This window comes from Glycomyces tenuis DSM 44171 (assembly GCF_000427885.1).
Taxonomy (GTDB): Bacteria; Actinomycetota; Actinomycetes; order Mycobacteriales; family Micromonosporaceae; genus Glycomyces; species Glycomyces tenuis.
Genome location: NZ_ATYW01000009.1, coordinates 161,585 through 177,335, shown reverse-complemented (window position 1 = coordinate 177,335; position 15,751 = coordinate 161,585). Strand labels below are relative to the sequence as shown.

Genomic DNA, 15,751 nt, shown 5'->3' with positions numbered 1-15,751 from the left:
GCGTCGAGGCTGGAGGAACGATCATGCGCGGCCGCATCCTGAACCTGCCGAACCGGCCTTGGACGGCGCTCGCGCTGCTGCTGGCGCTGACGGCGCTCGGCGTGGCCAACTGGTGGATCGACTCGTCCTCGCCCGAGCCCGCGCCGGCCGACGCGCCCGCCTCCGAGTTCAGCGCCGAGCGGGCCTGGGAGACCGTGGAGGCCATGGCGGTCGAGCCGCATCCGATGGGCACTCCGGCGAAGGACCGGGTGCGCGAGCTCCTGGTGGCGGAGCTGGTCGCGCTCGGCTTCGAGGTCGAGGTGCAGACCGAGCTGGCCCGCGACGAAGGGGAGATCGACGGGCTGATCCGCTTCGGCGTCGTGGAGAACATCGTCGCCACGCTCCCCGGTGCCGACTCCACCGGAACGGTCCTGCTGACCTCGCATTACGATTCGGTGCCGTCCGGGCCGGGCGCCGCCGACGCCGCCTCCGGGGTCGCCGCCCTCGTCGAGACCGCCAGGGCCCTGAGTCTCGAAGGGCCGTACCGCAACGACCTGGTCGTCCTGCTCACCGACGGCGAGGAGATGGGCCTGTTCGGGGCCGAGGCCTACGCCAGGGCCCATCCGGCGGGCGAAGCGCCGACCGTCGTGTTCAACCTCGAGGCGCGCGGCGTCTCGGGGCCGTCGCTGATGTTCGAGACCTCGGCGGACAACGCCGCGCTCATCGACGTGTTCGCCGAGGCGGCACCGCACCCGCACGGCGACTCCTCGGCGGTCGAGGCGTACCGGCAGCTGCCCAACGACACCGACTTCACCCGCTTCCACGCGGCCGGGTACGTGGGCCTCAACAACGCGTTCATCGGCGGCGCCTCCTGGTACCACTCGCCGTACGACGACACCGAGCACCTCGATCCGGCCAGTCTCCAGCACCACGGCGAGAACACCCTCGGCACGGCCCGCGAACTCGTCGGCATGGACCTGGCCGACCTCGAGACCGATCGCGATCAGACCTTCTTCGGCTTCTTCGGCCTCCTCGTCCACTACGGCGAGGGCTGGAACGTCCCCGTGGCGCTGCTCGGCCTCGCCGCCGTCGCCGCGGCCGCCGCGCTCGCCCGGGCGCGGCGCCTGCTGAGCCTGCCCCGCCTGGCCGTCGCCGTCGTCTCCTTCGCCGTCCCGGTGGCGCTCGCGGCCGTCGCCGCCATGGGGCTGTGGCCCGCGCTCCAGGCCGTGCGTCCCGGCTACGCCGACACCGGCGGGCTGCTGTTCGACCGCACCTGGTATTACCTGGCGCTCTTGGTCTTCGGTCTGGCGGCGCTGACGGCGTGGTACGCGGCCGTGCGGGGCCTGCTCGGCGAGGCCGCCGCCGCGCTCGCGCCGACGGTGTGGCTCGCCGTCCTCGGGCTGGTCACCGCTTTCGCCGTGCCCGGGGTGTCGTTCGTGTTCGCCGTGCCCGCCTTCGCCGGAGTCGGGCTGCTGGCGGCGATGCTCCTGGAGCCGCGCTCGCGGCGGGCGCGGCTGCTCGGCTACGCGCTCTTCGCGGTCGCGCTCGTCCCGGCCGTCGTGCAGTTGAGCTGGACGTCGAACCTCATCGAGGCCTTCGGCATGGAGCTCGCCGCGGTCCCGGCGGTCCTGATCGTCCTCTTCGCCGCCCCCGCGCTGCCGATCCTGACGATGTGCCGCCGCTTCGAGGGGCGGGTCGGCGGGGCCGTTCCGGCCGTGGCCGCGGTGACCGCGCTGGCGCTGATCGGCGCCGGGCTGGCCGTCGACCGCTTCGACGACGAGCGCCCGCGCCAGGCGTTCCTGTCCTATGTGATCGACGCGGACACCGGCGTGGCCGCCTGGGTGTCCATCGACCGGGACCGATCCGTCTGGACCGCCGGGTACGTCACCGAGGACGGCATGGAGGACTCGGGGCTGCCGAGGGCCTACAACGAGTCCGCCCTGCCGGGCAGCGGCCACGGCACGGCGGACCCGATCGACGTCGAGCCTCCCAGCGCCGTGTTCACCTCGCGCTACGCCGATTCCGAGACGCTCCGGGTGTCCTCGCCTCGCGGGGCCGACACGATGTGGCTGGCCGTCTACGGCGATCCCGAGCGCGCCGAGGTCGCGCTCGCGGACGGCACGACCGCCGCCATCGAGATCGAGCCGCCCGCCGATCCCGACGCCCCGAGCCGGATCTGGTTCTACGACCTTCCCACCGAGGGCTTCGCCGTCACCCTGTACGGCCAGGCCCACCTGTTCGACATCACCGTGTTCGACCAGACCCACGGGCTCGAAGGCGTCGACGGCTTCGCCGAGCGGCCCGAGGGGCTGATGCGCTCGAACGACCGCCTGTCCGACACGGTGACCGTCGCCGCCGCGGCGACGGCGTGAAAGAGCTCTGCAAGAGGGCGGCCGGTGCGCGCACCGGCGCGGGCGCCGTCGCATAGGCTCGCTGGGCGAGTGGCGCCGACCGGCGCGACTCCCGACACCGTCCCCCGCGCCTCTGGAGGAGCCCATGACCGTCGCCCTTGTTTCGGGAGCCTCCCGTGGCCTCGGGGCCGCCATCGCCCGGCGGCTCGCCGCCGACGGCTTCGCCGTGGCCGTCAACTACGCGGCGGGCAGGTCCCGAGCGGAGCAGGTGGTCGCCGACATCAGGTCGGCGGGCGGGACCGCCGAGGCCTTCGGGGCCGACGTCACCGACGAGGCGGCCGTGCGGGAGCTGGCCGAAGGAGTCAGAGCGGCCTTGGGGCCGGTCGGGGTGCTCGTCGCGAACGCCACCGGCCCGCAGCCCGAGACGCCCGTCGACCGGCTCGAGTGGCGCGACCACCTCGACCAGTTGGAGTTCTTCGTCAAGAGCCCCACGCTCCTGCTCCGCGCGGTGCTGCCGGACATGCGGGCGGCCGGGAGCGGGCGGGTGATCCAGATCGGATCGGACATGTTCGAGCGCGCCCTGCCCGGCCACTCGGCGTACGTCGCGGCGAAGGGCGCCCAGTGGGGCCTGACCCGCTCCTGGGCCAGGGAGCTCGGGGCGGACGGGATCACCGTCAACCTGGTGGCGCCGGGCTGGGTGCCGGTGGAGCGCCACGGCGAGCTCTCCGAGGCCGACCTGTCCGGGTATGTGTCCGAAGTCCCGGTGGGCCGCATCGGAAGGCCCGTCGACGTGGCGGCCGCGGTGTCCTATCTCGCGTCCGAGGCCGCGGGCTTCGTCACCGGCCAACGGGTGACCGTCAACGGCGGCCACAACATGGACTGACTCCTCAGGCGGCCGAGCGGGCGGCGACTCGCAGGTACCCGAGCAGGTCGTCGACCAGGTGGCCGGGGGACGCGTTGCCCTTGCCGCCGTCGGCGAGGTGACCGGCGAGCGCGAGGTCGGCGGCCCCGTGCGCCAGCGAGCGGAGCAGCGATGCCAGGCGTTCCGAGTCGCCGGACGGCAGCGCGCCGTCCTCCTGAGCGGAGGCGACGAGCTCGACGAACGCGGTCTGCGTCAGCGTCGCGGCCTCGGCCAGTTCCGCCGAATCGACGGTCCAGGGCTTGAACACGAGCTTGAACCGCTCGGGATACCGCTGCGCCCAAGCGATGTAGTCGTGCAGCACCGTCCGCAGCGCGGCCCGGGGCGAGGGCTCGCGCCGGATCGATTCGGCCGTCAGCTCGTGGAGCCCGCGGAGCTCCCCCACCGCGATCGCCGCCAGCAGGGTCTCCTTGCCCGCGAAATGCTTGTACGGGGCGTTGTGCGAGACCCCCACCAGGCGGCCCACGTCGCGCAGGGTCACCGCTTCGACGCCGCCTTCGTCCAGGAGCCGGGCGGCCGCTCCCACCAGTGCTTCACGTGTGCTGCTCATCACGCCTCCCATGGTTGACAACGTCAACCTACGGGCTTAGGTTGACAGCATCAACCTAACAGGAGCCGATTCGCGATCGAAAGGGACCGAGCCATGCCACCGATGAGGAACGCCGTAGTCACCGGGGCCACCTCCGGCATAGGAGAGGCCATCGCCAGAAAGCTCGCAGCGGAGGGGATGCGGGTCGCCCTCGTCGGCCGCAGCGAGGAACGGCTCGGACAGGCACGTCGGCGCATCCTCGCCGAAGTGCCGCACGCCGAGCTGCGGCTGGAACGCACCGACCTCTCGCTGCTCGGCGACGTCCGCGACCTCGCCGAGCGGCTGGCCGACCCGCCCCCGGACGTCGTGGTCAGCAACGCCGCCGTCATCGCCGACATCGCGGACCGCACCGAGGAGGGGCACCAGCGCACCCTGGCGGTCAACCACCTCGCGCCCTACCTGCTGATGCGCTCCCTGGTCGAACCCATCGGCGGGCGCCCCGCGCGGTTCGTGGTCGTCGGCGGCTCGCCGCAGGGGCTCACACGGGTTCCGATCGACGTCGAGCACCTGGAGCTGAACACCATTCGCGACCTCGGCAGCGTGCGCAGCTTCCGGCCCTTCCTCGCCTACGCGCGCACCAAGAACATGAACGCCATGTTCGTCTACGCCCTCGCCCGCCGACTCGAAGGCACCGCGATCACGGTCAACGGCGCCCACCCCGGCGTCATCCGAGGCACTCGCCTGGGGCTTGAGCACAACCGCGGCCTGCTCCGGGCCTTCGGGGCGGTCTCGCAGCTCATGGTCTCGCCGGGCGGCCCCGAGGCGGGCGCCGACACGCCGACGTGGCTGGCGACCTCCCCAGAGGTCGAGGGCGTCACCGGGCGGTTCTTCGTCAAACGCGAGGCCGTCGCCACCGCGCCGCACACCACCGACCCGGCCCGCTGCGACCGGCTCTGGGACGAGAGCGCCCGCCTGGTCGGCCAGGCGGCCGCACTCTGACGCCCACGGCGACCGGCCGCCGCGCCGGTCCGCGGCCCCGAGCACGTTTCAGACGGCCGCCGGCGCGGACCGCCGCGCCCCTCGCGGAGGGCCCGCGCCGCGGCGGCCGCTCCGCACGCTGTGCGTCCCGGGGCCGGTGCCGCGGCGGGGCCGCAACGAGGCGATGCTCCGCTTCGTCGCCGAGCCGGACCTGGGCCCGCTGGAGTCCTGACCGCACCAGCGCGGCCCGGTCGGGGCGGCGTGCCGGTGCGGCCGAAGGGGACTCAGCCGCCCTCCAGGATCCGGTCGCGGATCCACACGCCGGCCTCCTTGAGCCGGGAGGTCCCGGTGTACGGCCCGTCGGGGCAGGTGCCCGGCTCGAAGACCGCGCCGGAGCGGTGGTCGTCGGAGAAGTTCCAGTTGACCCAGCTGACGTCCTTGTCCTCCATCAGGTCGAGGTACCGCTGGGACATGGCGAAGTCGTTGGCGCCCTCGCCCGCGGAGTTCTGGGTGCCGAACTCGGTGACGAACACCGGGAGTCGGTCGGCCGCCCGCGAGAGCGCGTTCAGGTACCGGTCGCCGTGGGTGCCCGCGTAGAAGTGGAAGGTGTACATGATGTTCGAGGCGTTCACCGGGTCGTCGATCACCTCCTGCTCGCTCGAGTCGCCGGAGAGGCCGAACGAGGACCAGTCGGCGGTGCCGAGCAGGATGACGCCGTCGGGGTCGTGCTGCCTGATCACCGGGATGATCTGCTCGTGGTAGGACTTGATCCGGTCCCATGAGACGCCGTTGGGCTCGTTGGCGACCTCGTAGAAGACGTTGTCCTGGTCGCCGTGCTCGCGGGCGATCTCGTCGAAGAAGGTCCGGGCGCGCTCCAGGTTGTAGTGGGGGTCGCCGGGGGTGAGCATGTGCCAGTCGACGATGACGTACAGCCCTCGGGCGGTGGCCGCGTCGATGAGCTCGTGCATCCTGGCGGTGAAGCCGGCGGGGTCGGTCTCGTAGCCGTCCTCCTGGATGTACATGGACAGGCGCACGATGTCGGCGCCCCAGTCGCCGGCGAGGGCGTCGAGGGAGGCGCCGTCGAGGCATTGCGAGTACCACTGGAGGCCGTGGGTGCTCATGCCGCGCAGCTGCACCGGCTCGCCGGCCTCGTCGCACAGCTTCGTCCCGCAGACGTGCAGCCGTCCGTGCTGCGCGGTGGGGGTGAGCGGAGTGGCGGGGTCGCTGTTGGCGACGCCGGATCCGAGCGGGTAGAGCGCGGCCGACACCGCGAGGACCGCGAACAGGCCCAGCAGGCGTCGCCATCGCGGGGACGAGGTCATCTCAGCCTCCCTTATTGGTTAGGTAATTTTACTATCACTGGCGACATTACGGAGGAGTGAGGTCGAAGTCAATAGATCTATCAAGATCAATATTGCTTCTATGCTGCGCAAATGTGGGAACACCACGTCACCGTCCGCGAGAACGACAGTCAACTACAATGACCAATGCCGCCCGCCCGATCCCGCGGCACCGCGCGGGGGCGAGCCCGGCGGTCGTCAGACGCAACGGAAGAAGGACGTCCATGCGGAGCACCGGCCCACCTCCTCCCCCGGTCCCATCCGGCTCCTCCCACCTGCTGCGCACCATCAACGAGCGGGCCGCGCTCTACCACCTGATGGACAACGAGACGCTGACCCGGGTGGAGCTGCGCCGCCTCACCGGCCTGGCCAAGCCCACCGCCTCCCACGTCATGTCCCGACTCCTCGAATCAGGGCTGGCGGTCACGGCGGGGCGCACCACCGCCAGGCAGGCGGGGCCCAAGGCCGAGGTCTACACGGTCAACGCCGATTACGCCTTCGCCGCCGCGGCGACCCTGCGCGAGCCCGACGGCATCACCGTGGCCATCGCCGACCTCAAGGGGCACGAGAAGGCCTCGTCCGCGATGCGCGTCGACTTCACCGCCGTCCCGCCCGACCGGGCCGTGCTGAACCTGCTGCGTCGGACCTCCGAGGTCGCCGGCATCGACCCGGACCGGATCGCGACCCTCCACATCGCCGTCCCGGGGGCCTACGACGCCGACACCGACACCATCGGCCACGCCGACATCCCCGGCCTGTCGGAGCTGCGCATGCGCACCTCGCTCGAGGCCGAGCTGGGCGCCGCGATCGAGATCCACAACGACGTCAACGCGGCCACCGTGGCCGAGCGGCGCAACCCGGAGGCCGCAGGCGGCCTGGTCGTGCTGTGGCTGGGGCGCGAGGGCCTCGGCGTCGGCATCGATCTGCAACGGGGCCTGCTGACCGGGCTGCACGGGGCCGCGGGCGAGCTCGGCTACGTCCCGGTCTCGCCCGACCGCACCGGAGCGGACGACCCGACGTTCCAGGACTGGCTCGGCGCTCCCGCCGTCGCCGAGCTGGGGCGCGCACACGGGATCGAGGGCGACGACGCCCCCGCCGTCCTCGCCGCGGCGGTCGGGGAAGGGGCGTCGGATTTCCTGGACGAGTACGCCACCAGGGTGGCCGCGGCGCTCCGGCTGCTCAAGTGCCTGCTCGATCCGCCGCAGATCGTGCTGGCCGGGGAGATCGCCCGCGCGGGCGGCGAGACCCTGCTCGGCCATGTGCGGGACAGGGCGGAGGATTTCGGCGAGCGGGTCATCCCGTCGGCGGTGTACGGCGACGCGGTCGCGATCGGCGCATTGGACTCGGCCCACGACGACCTCAAGGACCGGATCCTGGACTCGGCCCTCGGGACCGGGCCGTGAGCGGAGGCGAACGGCGGCGGCCGGGGGCGCGGCGTGGATGTCGCTGTGGCGGCACCGGGCGTTCCGGTCTCAGCCGGTGATGGGGGCCTCGAGGGCCTCGGGCCGGCCCGCCTCGGCGACGGCGCGGAGCGCGCGTTCGAGAACCTGGAGGTCCTCGATGGTCTCGACCGAGGTGACGCGACCCCAGACGAGGGTGAGGAACTGGAAGACGGTGTTCTCGTAGCGGGCACCGCCGGGGAGCTCGCCCGAGACGCGCGAGCGCACGGCCACGTGGGTGCGCCACGGGCCGCCGTTCACCACGACGTCTTGGACGTCGAACACGGCGCCGGGCAGCAGCCGGAAGGCGCGTTCCCACCAGCGGACCATGGCGTCCCTGCTCGTGCGGCTTCCGCCGAGCGCGTGGTCGCCGTGGAACCGGTACTCGAACGAGGTGGCCAGCCCGTCCACCATCGGCATGTAGTCACCGCCGTTGATCTTCTCGAAGATCGAACGCACCTTGGCCCTGACGATCCGCTTGTACACGTCTGCCTCCGATCGCGACCTACGCCGCCGCTCATATTTACGTTACTATTGGTAACATTATGAGTCATGCCGGTCGCCCTCGCAAGCCCTCCACCGACCAGGACATCCTGCGCGCCGTCGCGGAGCTGATCACCGAACGCGGGTACCCCCGTGTCACGATCGACGAGGTGGTGGAACGGGCCGGGACCAACAAGCCCGCGTTCTACCGGCGGTTCCGAAGCCTCACCGACGTCGTGCCGCGGCTGCTCGCCTCCCGCCACGGCACCGACGAGGACATCGACACCGGCACCATCGTCGGCGACCTGGTCGAAGTGCAACGGCGCCAGCGGCGGCTGTTCACCGACCCGGTGGTGACACGGGGCTTCGCCGGATGGCTCGCCGACATCGACGCCCACCCCGAGCGCGGGGCGTCCTTCCTCGCCGAGTACCTCGGCCCGCGCCGCGCCTACACGCAGGTGATCCTCGATCGGGCCGCGGCCAGGGGCGAGATCGCCGAGGGGGCGGACCCCGGCTGGATCGCCGACCTGCTCACCGGGCCGCTCATCATGCACGTGGTCATGCCCGGCCTCGCCCCGGTCGACAGTGTCCTCGTCGCGCGAAGCGTCCACGCCGCGCTGGACGCACTCGGCTACCGAGGCGACCGCTCGATCGTCGACCTCGAAGGCGCCGTGTCCGAGCAGCGTTCCGGTGCTCCGGACGTGGGCTGAAGGCGAAGCCGCTCCTCCGCAGCGGCCCGCCGGGAGGCGAGCATCGAGCGGGCCCGGCCGATGAGCTTGTCGATGACCAGGCCCATGAGCACGCCGGCGGCGACGCCGAGGGCCATGGCCGCCAGCGGGCTGTCGCGGAGCAGGTGCCCCGCCCCGATGCCCATGACGGTCGAGTAGCAGGCCCACAGCAGACCGGCCCCGGCCGCGATCGGCACGAACCGCTCCCTGGGGTGGCCGACCGCGCCCGCGGTCATGTTGAGGGCGATCCGCCCGACCGGGATGAACCGCCCCGAGAGCAGGATGGTGCTGCCGCGCCGGTCCAGCGAGTCGGCGGCCTTGGCGAGCGCGGCTCTCCCGCGCGGGCCTCGGAAGAGCCGCAGGCGCTCCAAGGGGACCCGGGAGCCGATGGAGTAGGCGATCAGGTCCCCCCACCACGCGCCGAGCGCCGCCGACAGAATGAGGGCCACGAGGTAGAGCGGCGGCACCTCCCCCATGACCGACAGGGTCGCCACGGCGATCACGATCGATTCGCTGGGCACCGGCGGGAGGAAGCCGTCGACGCAGCACAGCAGCAGGACCACGAGCAGGAGCCACGGCGAGGCTCCCAGGGAGACCACGGTGGACTCGATGCGGCTCAGGACCTCGCCGACGAAGGTCACCGGGTCCATGCCGGACCCGCCGTGTCGAGTGGAAAACGCTGGCTCATGGGGCCAACGCTATGGTTTCTCCCAATCGCGCGAAATACCGCTGGCTGTACACCTGGTGTCAGTTTCCCCGAGCGCCGCGGTACAGGAAACTGCACCCCTCCCCGCTCGGCGAGGGCGCGGTGCTCACTCGGAGAGCAGCCGGCGCAGGTATCCGGCTCCGGCGAGGAGGTGGAGCAGCGCGGCGCACGCGAGTCCGAGCCGCCCCGCCGTCGACACGGCGTCGAGGCCCGGCGCCGTGCCAAGCACCGCCACGACGATGGCGACCGCGGCGACGCCGGTGCGGATCTTCCCGATCCGGCTGACCTCGGGCCTGCGCCCGCGGGCCGCGAAGACCCCCGCGAGGAGCAGGTCGACCGCGGGGAAGACGGCGACGAGCCACCACGGCACGGCGCCGACAAGCGCCAGGGCGAGGGCGATGCACCCGATGCCGATGCGGTCGGCGAGCGGATCGAGCACCGCGCCGACGCGGCTCACCTGGCCCAGTCGGCGGGCGAGCCGGCCGTCCACCCAGTCGGTCGCGCCGAAGACCGCCGCGAGCAGCGCGGCCGCGAACGGCGCCGCGCCGGTCAGCAACAGCGCCGTGATCGGCACGATCAACGCGAACCGGGCCGCGGTCACGAGATTGGGGACGGTCCGCCAGGACGAGCGCGCCCAAAGCCGCGGTTCGGCGCCGCTCATGCGCTCCTCCGCGTCCGTCGGAAGACGAGGAATCCGACCGTCAGCACCGCGGCCACGGCCAGCACGGGCACCGTCGCGTCGTCGACCAGGCGCAGCAGCGCCGAGCCGATCCAGGCACCGCCGAGGACCCAGAGCATCGACCACGCCACGGAGGCGATGGCGGTGGCGATCGCGAAACGCGCGTAGCGCAGCCGCGCGGCCCCGCCCGCCGCCGACACCAGTGTCCGGACGCCCGGCAGCAGGCGGGCCACGACGATGAGGCCGACGCCGCGGCGCCGGACGAAGCGCATCGCCTCCTCCCAGCGCTGAGGGCCGAGCCTTCGCACCGCGGCGGTCTCCGCCGCCCTCGGCCCCAGCTTTCTTCCGATCCCGTAGCCGAGGTGGTCGCCGACGAACGCCCCGGCCGCGGCGGCGATCACCGCGGCGGCCAGCAGCGGCGTGTCGGCGAGGGCGACCGCCGCCAAGACGAGGGCCGTCTCGGCCGGCACGAACACGCCGAGGCCGAAGAGCGCCTCCACGGCGGCGACGGCGAAGACGGTCGCGAGCACCGCCGGGCCGTATTCGCCGACGGTGTCGAGCAGCTGGGTGAATTGGGCGAGCATGCCGGCAACGTTAGGGAGGACACCGTACCGACCGGCAGTGCCGAAGGCGAGTGCGGACACTCGCTTTCGTCAGTGTCCGTCCCGTGCCGCGCTCCCTATCGTAGAGGGATGCTCGACCACGATCCGCCTCCGACGACCTGGCTCGCCCGCGCGGGGCACACGGCCGCCGCGGCCCTGGTGGGGATCGTCCTCGGATTCGCCACGCTGTGGACGGGGAACCTGGTGCCGGTGGCGCTGGCCGTCGTCGTGACCACCGCCGGTGTGCTCATCGCGTTCGTGGACGTGCCGATGCCGCAGATCACGGTCACCGTGACCTCGTTGCTGCTCACCGCGACGCTGGTCGGGCAGTTCGCGTGGTCCGACTCCATCGTCGGCCTTTTCACCGGCATGGTCTACGCCTTCTGCTTCCTCACGGCCGCGCTGGTGGTCGCCCTGTCGCGCGCCCGGCGGAACTACGTCCGGCGCGGCTGGGAGCTGGCCTTCGCCGAGGCGCGGGAGCAGGAGGCCCGGATCGAGCAGGCCGTGTCGCGGGAGCGGGAGGCGATGGCCGGTGAGATCCACGACGGCCTGGGGCACCGGTTGACGCTGATCGCCGTACAGGCCTCCCGGCTCTCCCTCGACGAACGGCTCCCCGAGCATGTCAGGGCCGAGATGCGGCAGATGCGCGAGAACGCCGCCGCGGCCTCCGAAGAGCTCGGGGAGACCGTCCACCTCCTCGGCGAACGCGCCGAGGGCGTCACGGCCTCGCTCAGCGGTCTGCGGATCGGCGACGTGATCGAACGCGCGCGCGCCTCGGGCGTCACCGTCCACGGCACCGTCGAGCCGAGCGTCGAGGACGCCCTCAGCGACTACACGCACGCCGCGCTGCTCCGGGCCCTCCAGGAAGGGCTGACCAACGCCGCCAAGCACGCCCCGGGCGCGGAGGTGCGCCTCGCCATCGGCCTCGAAGGGAACCTGGTGGTGCTCCAGATGCGCAATCCGGCGCCGCCTGCCGGGCCGCCGACCGCTCCGAGCGGCCACGGCCTGCTCGCGCTGCGGCACCGGGTCGCGATCCTCGGCGGCGCGCTCGAAACCGAGCGGGACGAGGACTTCGTCCTCACCATGCGGCTCCCCCGCACGGCGATGCCGTCGACGGCCTCGGCCGACGAGCGGCCCTCGCGCCTGGGCCTCCTCGCCGAGGAGGCCGCCGACGCCAAGCGGGGGCGCCGCAAGGCGATGCGGCAGGCCTGGCTGGTCCCCTCGGCCATGCTCCTGCTCCTCGTCCTGAGCACCGTCGGGTACTTCGTGTACGCCACCGTCGCGTCGGTCCTGCCGCCCGATCGCTTCGCCGCCATCGAGGTCGGCGACGACAGGGTCGAGACCGAGCGTCGGCTGCCGCAGGTCGAGATGCTCGACGCCCCGCGATCGTTCGTCCCCGAACCGCCGGGCGCGGAGTGCCATTACTATGAGGCCTCTGTGAGCTTCTTCGAACGCGACGACGTCTTCCGCATCTGCTTCGCGGACGAGCGGGTCGTCTCCAAGGAGACGATCGCGCCCGATGCCTGAGCCTCCCGTCGACTCCCCCGGTCGCGAACGGCCCGCGCCGACGCCCGAGCGGCCGGTGCGGGTGCTCCTGGCCGACGACGACCGGCTCGTGCGCGCGGGCATCGCCGCCATTCTCGCGACCGCCGGGGACATCGAGGTCGTGGCCGAGGCCGCCGACGGCGCCGAGGCCCTCGACCTGGTCCGCCACCGCATGCTCGACGTGGTGCTCCTGGACGTACAGATGCCGCGGCTGGACGGCATCCGCGCGCTCGAGCGGATGGGCGGGGAGCGGGCCGCCCCGCCGGCGGCCATGCTGACCACCTTCTCCGACGAGGCCTACATCGCCGAGGCCATCAGGCTCGGCGCGCTCGGCTTCTTCCTGAAGTCCGACGACCCTCGCCACCTGATCGCGGGCGTGCGCGCCCTCGCCGCCGGAGGCGCCGCGTTCTCGCCCCGGGTCGGCCGCTGGCTGCTCCGGCGGCAGACCGGCGAACGCGCCGACCGCGCCACCCGGGCGCGGGCGGCGGTCGAGGCGCTCACGCCCAGGCAGCGCGAGCTGCTCGCCGAGGTCGGCAAGGGGCGGTCCAACGCGCAGATCGCGCAGGCGCTGCACCTGTCGGAGGGCACCGTGAAGCAGTACCTCAGCGCGCTCTTCACCGCGCTCGGCATCGAGAACCGCGTGCAGGCGGCGATCATCGCCTACGAGGCCGGGCTCGACGGCGAGCGCTGAGACCGGCCCCGCGGCGGTCCGGTGTCACTCCTCTCCCGCCGAGCGCGGGTCGTCGATCGTCCAGCCGTGCTCGCCGCTGCCGACCTCGTGGCGGTCGATCCCCTGAAGGTCGACATGCGCGGTGGTGTTGGGCGGCACGGTCGCGCGCACGGTGACGCGCCCGTCGCGGGCCTCCCACCGCACGGCGGCTCGGCCGTACGGCGTCTCGTGCTCCGTCGCGGCCCACTCGATCCCCGCCAGCGGCAGCGGCGCGATCGCGATCCGCCGGTAGCCCGGTTCGAGCGGCGCCAGTCCGGCGACGGCGCGGTGGAGCCAGTCGGCGATGGCGCCGAAGGCGTAGTGGTTGAACGAGGTCATCTCCCCCGGGTTGACGGTGCCGTCCTCGAGCATGCTGTCCCAGCGCTCCCAGACGGTCGTGGCGCCCATGGTGACCGGGTACAGCCAAGAGGGGTTCTCGGTCTGGAGGAGCAGCCGCCGCGCGGTCTCGGCGTGGCCGGTGCGCACCAGCGCGTCCTGGATGAGCGGCGTGCCGACGAAGCCGGTGCCGATCCGGAATCCGTCGCGCCGGACGAGCGAGGCGAGCCGGTCGCCCATCGCCGCGCGCAGTTCCGGATCGGTGACGAGCTCGAACACGATCGCCAGGGCGTACGCGGTCGGGGCGTCGGAGACCAGGCGCCCGGCCGCGGTGGCGTACTCGCGCGTCCACGCCGCGCGCACCTCCTCGGCGAGGGCGCCGTAGCGGCGGGCGTCCTCGGCGGATCCCAGTTCGCCCGCGGCGCGGGCCAGGAGCGCGGCCGAGCGGTGGAGGTAGGCGCTGGCGACGATGTCGGGATCGGTCTTGGCCTTGCCCGGCTCGTCGGGCGGGGCGTCGGGGTCGAGCCAGTCGCCGAACTGGAAGTGCCCCTCCCACAGGCGGCGCGGCCCGGCGATGGCGGCGATGTGGTCGACCCAGGCGCGCATGCTGGGGTACTGCCGTTCGAGCACGGCGCGGTCGGCGAAGCGCTCGTGGAGGACGGAGGGCACGACCGTGGCCGCGTCGCCCCAGGCGGCGGCCGGGGTCCGCGTCGAGTCGAGCACGTCGGGCACGACGAAGGGGACGGCGCCGTCCGGGGTCTGCTCGAGGGCGAGGTCCTCGAGCCAGGAGGCGAGGAATCCGTCGCAGTCGAACAGGTAGGCGGCCGTGGGGGCGAAGGCCTGGATGTCGCCGGTCCAGCCGAGGCGCTCGTCGCGCTGCGGGCAGTCGGTGGGGATCGACAGGAAGTTGCCCCGCATGCCCCAGACGACGTTCGCGTGCAGGCGGTTGATCGACTCGTGCGAGGAGTCGAACCAGCCGGTGCGGTCCATGTCGGAGTGGACGACGACGGCGGTGACGTCCTTCGGGTCGAACCGGCCGGGCCAGCCCTGGATCTCGGCGTAGCGGAAGCCGTGGAAGGTGAACGCCGGCTCCCAGGTCTCGGTGCCGGTGCCGGCGAGCGTGTAGGAGTCGGTGGCCTTCGCGTGGCGCAGCGGGCGGGTGCCGAGCTCGCCGTGCTCGAGGACTTCGGCGTGGCGGAGGACGACGGTGTCGCCTTCGCGGCCGGAGACGCGGATGCGGAGGCGGCCGACCAGGTTCTGTCCGAAGTCGACGACGGTTCGCCCGCTGGGGGTGGTGATGACCTCTTCGACCGCGAGCTCCTCGGTGGCGCGCACCGGCGGCGCGGTGCGGGCGACCGGCGGTGTCGCGCGGGCTCGGTCGGGCCGCGCGTCGAGCCAGCCGGTGTCGTCGAATCCGGGCGAGGACCAGCCGGGGAGCGCGCGGCGGGCGTCGTAGGACTCGCCGGCGTAGATGCCGCTGGCGGTGAGCGGGCCGTCCGCGGTGGCCCGCCAGGGGCCGTCGCCGGTGGCGACGGTCTCGGACGTGCCGTCCTCGTATTCGAGGACGAGCTGCGCGGCGAAGGAGGGGTGCTCGCCGTAGAACGGCCTGGCGTGGCCGTGGAAGCCGTACCGCTCGGTGTACCAGCCGCCGGCCAGCGCGGCGCCGAGGGCGGCCGGGCCCGGCCGCAGCAGCGCGGTGACGTCGGTCGTCTCGTGGACGAGGCGGTGCCGGTAGGCCGTCCACCCCGGTTTGAGCCGTTCGTCGTCGACGGCGACGCCGTTGAGCTCGACCTGGTAGACCCCGCGTGCGGTGGCGTACAGGGTGGCGGCCCGCAGCCCGGGCCGCACGTCGAACTCGCGGCGCAGCAGCGCCGGCCGGCCGGTGTCGGGGGGCTCGGGCACGGTGACGAAGCGGGCGGTCCATTCGCCGTCGCCGAGGAACCCGGCCCGGATCTCGAGCGGCTCGCTCCAGGCCGAGTCGGCGCCGTCGGAGCCGCTCACGCGCACGCGCACGCTGCCGCGCTCGCGCGGGCGCAGCGGCTCGAACGGCCAGGGGACGAGGACGGAGTCGCGGCCCTCGACCCGGGCGACGGCGGTCGCGCCCGGACGGCTCCATTCGACCTCGGCTCCGGTCTGGATCCAGTCCGGTGCGCTCGTCTCGGTCTTCCAGGACAGGCGCGGGCGGGGCGCGCCGACGAACGGCGAGTCGGTGCGGTATTCGGCGCGCAGGGCGTGGACGGTCGTGTGCATCGGTGCTCCCGGTCGGTTCGGTCTTTGACGGCGCCGGAGGTGAGTCCGGCGGCGATCTGGCGGTTGAAGACGGCCTCGCCCGAGCGAACGCCGTCCTTGAACATGTCCGTGACGCCGCCTCGGCGTCCGCGCCGGGACCGCTCTGGACTCCTGGCGGCGGAGCCGAACCGGCCCGGGG

At 73.0% G+C, this 15,751-nt stretch carries 14 protein-coding genes; 7 read left to right on the top strand and 7 right to left on the bottom strand.

Features of this window, described 5'->3' with window-relative positions; translation table 11 throughout:
- Positions 1-23: 23 nt before the first annotated feature.
- Entirely contained in the window at positions 24-2,351 is a 2,328-nt protein-coding gene (locus tag YWW_RS30030; RefSeq protein ID WP_051325727.1) for a M28 family peptidase, read from the top strand.
- Between the two features lie 124 nt (positions 2,352-2,475).
- Entirely contained in the window at positions 2,476-3,213 is a 738-nt protein-coding gene (locus tag YWW_RS0112440) for an SDR family oxidoreductase (RefSeq protein ID WP_035699912.1), read from the top strand.
- A gap of 4 nt (positions 3,214-3,217) precedes the next feature.
- Here YWW_RS0112440 and YWW_RS0112435 read toward each other — a convergent pair whose 3' ends face one another.
- Entirely contained in the window at positions 3,218-3,799 is a 582-nt protein-coding gene (locus tag YWW_RS0112435; protein WP_211228536.1) for a TetR/AcrR family transcriptional regulator, read from the bottom strand.
- A gap of 102 nt (positions 3,800-3,901) precedes the next feature.
- Between YWW_RS0112435 and YWW_RS30025 the strand changes: the two genes are divergently transcribed.
- Entirely contained in the window at positions 3,902-4,777 is an 876-nt protein-coding gene (locus YWW_RS30025) for an SDR family NAD(P)-dependent oxidoreductase (RefSeq protein ID WP_211228535.1), read from the top strand.
- A 263-nt stretch (positions 4,778-5,040) separates the two neighbouring features.
- Here the strand turns inward: YWW_RS30025 and YWW_RS0112425 are convergent, their stop codons facing one another.
- The gene (locus YWW_RS0112425; RefSeq protein ID WP_026930375.1) at positions 5,041-6,078 is read right to left on the bottom strand and encodes a glycoside hydrolase family 5 protein; all 1,038 of its coding nucleotides are present in this window, start codon (positions 6,076-6,078) and stop codon (positions 5,041-5,043) included.
- A 242-nt stretch (positions 6,079-6,320) separates the two neighbouring features.
- Between YWW_RS0112425 and YWW_RS0112420 the strand changes: the two genes are divergently transcribed.
- Positions 6,321-7,499, top strand: a complete 1,179-nt coding sequence (locus YWW_RS0112420; RefSeq protein WP_026930374.1) for an ROK family protein — start codon at positions 6,321-6,323, stop codon at positions 7,497-7,499.
- Positions 7,500-7,568: 69 nt separating this feature from the next.
- On the opposite strand, the gene YWW_RS0112415 is transcribed toward YWW_RS0112420, so the two are convergent.
- On the bottom strand, positions 7,569-8,021 hold the full coding sequence (locus YWW_RS0112415; RefSeq protein WP_026930373.1) for a nuclear transport factor 2 family protein: 453 nt from the start codon (positions 8,019-8,021) through the stop codon (positions 7,569-7,571).
- 59 nt (positions 8,022-8,080) lie between these two features.
- Between YWW_RS0112415 and YWW_RS30020 the strand changes: the two genes are divergently transcribed.
- Entirely contained in the window at positions 8,081-8,728 is a 648-nt protein-coding gene (locus tag YWW_RS30020; RefSeq protein WP_051325726.1) for a TetR/AcrR family transcriptional regulator, read from the top strand.
- Here YWW_RS30020 and YWW_RS0112405 read toward each other — a convergent pair.
- From YWW_RS0112405 to YWW_RS0112395, 3 genes are all read right to left on the bottom strand, one after another.
- The gene (locus YWW_RS0112405) at positions 8,650-9,396 is read right to left on the bottom strand and encodes a DedA family protein (RefSeq protein WP_026930372.1); all 747 of its coding nucleotides are present in this window, start codon (positions 9,394-9,396) and stop codon (positions 8,650-8,652) included. The genes YWW_RS30020 and YWW_RS0112405 overlap by 79 nt on opposite strands.
- A gap of 162 nt (positions 9,397-9,558) precedes the next feature.
- Positions 9,559-10,113, bottom strand: coding sequence for a CDP-alcohol phosphatidyltransferase family protein (locus tag YWW_RS0112400; RefSeq protein ID WP_026930371.1), 555 nt, complete (start codon positions 10,111-10,113; stop codon positions 9,559-9,561).
- Complete coding sequence (locus YWW_RS0112395) at positions 10,110-10,715, bottom strand: DedA family protein (RefSeq protein WP_051325725.1); 606 nt, start codon at positions 10,713-10,715, stop codon at positions 10,110-10,112. Before YWW_RS0112395 ends, YWW_RS0112400 begins: the two co-directional genes overlap by 4 nt.
- A gap of 108 nt (positions 10,716-10,823) precedes the next feature.
- Between YWW_RS0112395 and YWW_RS0112390 the strand changes: the two genes are divergently transcribed.
- A complete protein-coding gene (locus YWW_RS0112390; protein ID WP_051325724.1) occupies positions 10,824-12,260 on the top strand; it encodes a sensor histidine kinase in 1,437 nt (478 codons plus the stop codon).
- Positions 12,253-12,969, top strand: a complete 717-nt coding sequence (locus tag YWW_RS0112385) for a response regulator transcription factor (RefSeq protein WP_051325723.1) — start codon at positions 12,253-12,255, stop codon at positions 12,967-12,969. Before YWW_RS0112390 ends, YWW_RS0112385 begins: the two co-directional genes overlap by 8 nt.
- Before the next feature lie 24 nt (positions 12,970-12,993).
- Here the strand turns inward: YWW_RS0112385 and YWW_RS0112380 are convergent, their stop codons facing one another.
- Positions 12,994-15,573, bottom strand: a complete 2,580-nt coding sequence (locus tag YWW_RS0112380) for a family 78 glycoside hydrolase catalytic domain (protein WP_026930367.1) — start codon at positions 15,571-15,573, stop codon at positions 12,994-12,996.
- Positions 15,574-15,751: the final 178 nt, after the last annotated feature.